Here is a 4,720-nt window from a genome sequence, read left to right on the forward strand (position 1 = left end):
CGAGTTGGAGCCGAGGCGGTTGGCGCCGTGAACCGAGGCGCAGCCCGCCTCGCCGACGGCCATCAGGCCCGGCAGCAGACGCTCCGGATTGGCGCTGTCGGCATTGAGCACCTCGCCGTAGAAGTTGGTCGGGATGCCGCCCATGTTGTAATGCACGGTCGGCAGGACCGGGATCGGCTCCCGCGTCACGTCGACGCCCGCAAAGATCTTGGCGCTCTCGGAAATGCCCGGCAGGCGCTCGTGCAGAACGGCCGGATCGAGATGGTCGAGATGCAGGAAGATGTGGTCCTTGTTCTTGCCGACGCCGCGGCCTTCGCGGATTTCCAGCGTCATGCAGCGCGAGACGACGTCGCGCGAGGCGAGGTCCTTCGCCGAAGGTGCGTAGCGTTCCATAAAGCGCTCGCCCTCGGAATTGACGAGGTAACCGCCTTCGCCGCGCGCGCCTTCGGTGATCAGACAGCCAGAGCCGTAGATGCCGGTCGGGTGGAACTGCACGAATTCCATGTCCTGCAAAGGCAGGCCGGCGCGAGCCACCATGCCGCCGCCGTCGCCGGTGCAGGTATGGGCTGATGTCGCCGAGAAATAGGCGCGGCCGTAACCGCCGGTCGCCAGCACCACCATCTTGGCGGCGAAGCGGTGGATCGTGCCGTCATCGAGGTTCCACGCGACGACGCCGGTGCAGCGTCCGTCGTCCGACATGATCAGGTCGAGCGCGAAATATTCGATGAAGAATTCCGCGTTGTTCTTCAGCGACTGGCCGTAGAGCGTGTGCAGGATGGCGTGGCCGGTGCGGTCTGCCGCGGCGCAGGTGCGCTGCACCGGCGGGCCGGCGCCGAAATTCTGCATGTGGCCGCCGAACGGCCGCTGGTAGATCTTGCCTTCTTCGTTACGGGAGAAGGGCACGCCATAATGCTCGAGTTCGTAGACGGCCTTCGGCGCTTCCATGACCATATACTGCATGGCATCGACGTCGCCGAGCCAGTCGGAGCCCTTGACGGTGTCGTAAAGGTGCCACTGCCAGCTATCCGGCGTCATGTTCTGCAGCGAGGCGGCGATGCCGCCCTGGGCGGCCACGGTGTGAGAGCGGGTCGGGAAGACCTTGGTGATGCAGGCGGTCTTGAAACCCTGTTCAGCCATGCCGAGCGTGGCGCGAAGGCCAGCACCACCGGCGCCGACGACGATCACGTCATAGGAATGGTCGACATAGGTATAGGCCTTGCCGTTCTGGGCGATGGGGGTGACGGATGCCATGACGGGGTTATCCTGCAAATGCGATTTTCAGGACGGCGAAAAGACAGAGGCCGCCCACCGCGAGGGAAAAGAAGGCGTTGAGGATCAGAAGAACGATCTTCGTGGCTTCGGAATGGATGTAGTCCTGGATGATCTCTTCCATGCCGAGACGCATGTGGATGATGCTGGCGACGACCGTCAGCCCGTTGATCGTGGCGACGAAGGGATTGGCCAGTGCGCCGACCACTTCGGCATAAGGCTTGCCTGCATAGATGATCAGGAAGACGACGTAGAAGAGGAGAAGCGGCACGAGTGCGACCGCGGTCGTCCGGACACGCCAGAAATGCTCCGTGCCGCTCTTGGCGGAGCCGAGGCCGCGGACTTTTCCGAGAGGAGTGCGCATATCCATGATCAATCTCCTCAGCGAACGATGAGCACGATCGCCCAGACCAGAACGGTCAGCGCGATGGAAGCCACGAGATTGGCCTTAGCCAGCATGGTCGAGAATTCCTTCTCGAAACCGTAGCCGATGTCCCACATGATGTGGCGCAGGCCGCCGAGCAGATGGTGAAGAAGGGCCCAGGTATAGCCGAACAGCACGATCTGTCCGATGATCGAGCCGAACAGCCAGTTGACCTGATTGAAATATTGCTCGCCGGATGCGGCCGCGATCAGCCAGGCGGCGACCAGCAACGTGCCGACGTAGAGCGCGCCACCGGTAATGCGGTGGACGATCGACATCGCCATGGTGGGAATGAACTTGTAGATTTGCAGATGCGGCGACAGAGGCCGGTTATTTGTCACATTCGCCATCAGAACCTCGCGGCGTCGTATGCGGTATCAAGGGCGGGCGCCCAGCAATGCACGGTGCCGAAGAAATGTGCATTGCATCATTGGCGTGGTTTAATCGCACGGATGTCGGACGACAAGAACAATTCAAACCGATTTTCAATTTAATCGATTGTGTCTTTCTCGTGGCTGGCGTGGTTCAAACCCGGCCGTCACATTAACTACAATTTCGAAAGATTTCGTTGCCGCCGGGACGTGACGAGCCGTTTTATGGTAACGTTTCGTTAATCATGTTCTCCGGAGTTTCGCCATGATCGCGAATCGCATCAAGCCTGTCCTGGTCGCTGCGGCGCTTTTTGCGTCGCTCGCATCCGCCGCCAATGCCCGCGACGGCTGGCGCGGCGCCGACAGCAGCGTCTACCGCCTTGGCGGCAATCACTGGGTCGAACAGGGCGATGGCGCACCCAACGTGGAAAGCTTCCGGGTTTTCTACACCGGCACGGCATCGTTCGTCCGCAGGCTCGGCATTTTCAGCGGACCGCTGCAGGCCCCCCCGATCCCCGACTTCGGCATTCATTTTTCACGCTACTTTTCGGAAGGCTACTGGCAGGGAGAAGAAGGTCGCGTGGTGCTTGCCCCCAGGGCCAAGATCATCGATGTCGGCACAGGCCTGCGCGGTTTCGGAAACGCCTGCTCTTATGAAGCCGGCGTCTGCGTCATCCGCGGCGGGAACTGAGACGCGGCATTATCTGCTCGAAGCTAAACAAACCGCCAAACGGTCGTCTTCTTCACTTCGCTGTCTTCCAGCGCCCGGGTGACCGGCACCTGGTAGACCGCCAGCGATTCGAGCCGGTCGTTCGGAAGATAGCTGCGGCCCGGATCGCCGATCAGGACCAGTTTCCCCTCATCCGCAAGCTGCATGAACCATGGGATCAAGGCCGCCGCAAAATCCCGGTCGTAGAAGACATCGCCAGCCAGGATGACATCCGCCCCGACCACCTCGCCGATCTGGTCGTCGGCTGTGGAGCGGATTACCACCCCGTTCTCCGCGGCATTCAGCGCTGTGGCGCTCGCAGCCCAGGGATCGATATCCGCCGCCAGCACGTCGGCGGCGCCGGAAAGCTGCGCGGCAATCGCCACCAGGCCCGAGCCGCTGGCGAAATCCAGCACCTCTTTGCCCGCAACCACATCCGGACGATCGAGAATATAACGCGCAAGCCCCTGCCCGCCCGCCCAGGCGAAAGCCCAGAACGGCGGCGGCAGGCCGATTTCCTCCAGATCCTCTTCCGTCTTCAGCCAGAGGTCATGCGCCTCGCTCGCCAGATGCAGCCGGATTTCCGGCACATGCGGCGGCGCGGCGATATCCGTGTTTTGAAGGATGAATGTCCGGGGATCAGTCTTCAATTTTTCCGCTTATTGCCTGTCTATGACGGGCCAACGGGCGACAGAAACGACCCACAAGCCAATGATATTGACCAGCGGAACAAATGCGATGACGGTCCACCAGCCTGAAAAGCCCATTCGCCTCAGAATTTTCGCGATTGGCCAACCAAACACAACCAACCAAATAATGACTATCAACCAATGCCAAATGCTGAACGACCCCATTGAAGCCCCCTAAAATCGCTTGGCGTGCAGCCAATACTCCGCACAACCGCCACTTTAGGTTAACGCGGCGGGTTGTCGAGACCACCGAGCTTGCAGATCTCGAAATATTCCTCGTCGGTCACCGGCTGCACCGAAAGCCGCATCGACGTCACCAGCGACATCTTCTCGAACTTCGGGTTCGCCTTGATATCCTTCAGCGTCACCGGCGTCGGTATGTCGGTCACCGCGCGGATGTCGACGCAATCCCACTTTGGATCGCCCTTGGCGCTGGAATCGGGATGCGACAGGGCGCAGACCTCGACGATGCCGACGATCTCCAGCCCGTCATTCGAGTGGTAGAAGAAGCCCTTGTCGCCGATCTTCATGGCCCGCATGTTATTGCGCGCCAGGTAGTTTCGCACGCCGGTCCATTCGGTGCCCTTTTCGCCCGCCGCCTTCTGCTGTTCCCAGGACCAGGCCGACGGTTCGGATTTGTAAAGCCAATATGCCATCTGTCGCCTCACTCCGGCTTGTTGAAGACCCAGTTCCAGGCCTTCACTTCGACCTTCTCGAAGAGGCCGGCCAGGTAATAGGGATCGGCTTCGGCGACCAGGCGAGCGGCGGCCATGTCGGCGGCTTCGACGACCACGAGGCTGCCGTTCGGCTTGCCGTCGTCATCGAGGAACGGGCCTGCGAACTTCAGCACGCCCTCTGCATTGAGCTTGTTCAGATAATCCAGATGGGTCGGGCGGGTTTCCATCCGGACGTTCAGATGGCCGGGCTTGTCGGTGCACAGAAACGCAAACAGCATCAGTCTCTCCTTGCATGATCCTATTGGGGAAATGATCTTATTCGGTGGTGATCGGCCGGGTCATCAGTTGTTCCATGGCCGTCATGATATCGAGCTTGCCGTCGATGATATCGGCCACCGCGTTGGTGACCGGCAGTTCGACCGAAAATTTCTCGCCAAGACGCGCCGCGACGGATGCCGCAAACGCCCCTTCGACCAGCGGTCCGCCGGCCTGAGTGCCCTCGCCTCTGCCGAGCGCGATGCCGAAACGCAGGTTGCGCGACTGATGGCTGGTGCCGGTCAGCACCAGGTCGCCGAGGCCCG

General features: G+C 61.0%; 8 protein-coding genes. 1 reads left to right on the forward strand and 7 read right to left on the reverse strand.

Features of this window, described 5'->3' with window-relative positions; all coding sequences use genetic code 11:
• The 3 genes from MOV61_RS28465 to sdhC all read right to left on the reverse strand — a co-directional run.
• The coding region (locus MOV61_RS28465; protein WP_247138991.1) for an FAD-binding protein at positions 1 to 1,251 on the reverse strand (1,251 nt) is incomplete at its 3' end.
• Positions 1,252 to 1,258: 7 nt separating this feature from the next.
• Positions 1,259 to 1,639, reverse strand: coding sequence for a succinate dehydrogenase, hydrophobic membrane anchor protein (gene sdhD / locus MOV61_RS28470; RefSeq protein ID WP_038546523.1), 381 nt, complete (start codon positions 1,637 to 1,639; stop codon positions 1,259 to 1,261).
• Positions 1,640 to 1,650: 11 nt separating this feature from the next.
• Positions 1,651 to 2,043 (reverse strand): succinate dehydrogenase, cytochrome b556 subunit, encoded by a 393-nt coding sequence (sdhC, locus tag MOV61_RS28475; RefSeq protein WP_247138992.1) that lies wholly within the window; start codon positions 2,041 to 2,043, stop codon positions 1,651 to 1,653.
• Positions 2,044 to 2,329: 286 nt separating this feature from the next.
• On the opposite strand from sdhC, the gene MOV61_RS28480 reads away from it, so the two are divergent.
• On the forward strand, positions 2,330 to 2,755 hold the full coding sequence (locus MOV61_RS28480; RefSeq protein ID WP_247038813.1) for a hypothetical protein: 426 nt from the start codon (positions 2,330 to 2,332) through the stop codon (positions 2,753 to 2,755).
• A gap of 23 nt (positions 2,756 to 2,778) precedes the next feature.
• On the opposite strand, the gene MOV61_RS28485 is transcribed toward MOV61_RS28480, so the two are convergent.
• The 4 genes from MOV61_RS28485 to MOV61_RS28500 all read right to left on the reverse strand — a co-directional run.
• Positions 2,779 to 3,423, reverse strand: coding sequence for a methyltransferase (locus MOV61_RS28485; RefSeq protein ID WP_247138993.1), 645 nt, complete (start codon positions 3,421 to 3,423; stop codon positions 2,779 to 2,781).
• 263 nt (positions 3,424 to 3,686) lie between these two features.
• Entirely contained in the window at positions 3,687 to 4,118 is a 432-nt protein-coding gene (locus tag MOV61_RS28490; RefSeq protein WP_105427922.1) for an EVE domain-containing protein, read from the reverse strand.
• 8 nt (positions 4,119 to 4,126) lie between these two features.
• Positions 4,127 to 4,417, reverse strand: a complete 291-nt coding sequence (locus MOV61_RS28495; RefSeq protein WP_247038809.1) for a YciI-like protein — start codon at positions 4,415 to 4,417, stop codon at positions 4,127 to 4,129.
• A 37-nt stretch (positions 4,418 to 4,454) separates the two neighbouring features.
• Positions 4,455 to 4,720 (reverse strand): NAD(P)H-dependent glycerol-3-phosphate dehydrogenase (locus tag MOV61_RS28500; RefSeq protein ID WP_408962445.1); only part of this gene is annotated, 266 nt, incomplete at its 5' end.

Origin of the sequence: Neorhizobium sp. BETTINA12A (assembly GCF_023006485.1) — a bacterium.
Taxonomy (GTDB): Bacteria; Pseudomonadota; Alphaproteobacteria; order Rhizobiales; family Rhizobiaceae; genus Neorhizobium.

Bases quoted from the DNA above. Each gene is read 5' to 3' on its own strand.
- sdhD (WP_038546523.1), bottom strand. From the start codon at position 1,639: ATGGATATGCGCACTCCTCTCGGAAAAGTCCGCGGCCTCGGCTCCGCC.
- sdhC (WP_247138992.1), bottom strand. From the start codon at position 2,043: ATGGCGAATGTGACAAATAACCGGCCTCTGTCGCCGCATCTGCAAATC.
- MOV61_RS28480 (WP_247038813.1), top strand. From the start codon at position 2,330: ATGATCGCGAATCGCATCAAGCCTGTCCTGGTCGCTGCGGCGCTTTTT.
- MOV61_RS28490 (WP_105427922.1), bottom strand. From the start codon at position 4,118: ATGGCATATTGGCTTTACAAATCCGAACCGTCGGCCTGGTCCTGGGAA.
- MOV61_RS28495 (WP_247038809.1), bottom strand. From the start codon at position 4,417: ATGCTGTTTGCGTTTCTGTGCACCGACAAGCCCGGCCATCTGAACGTC.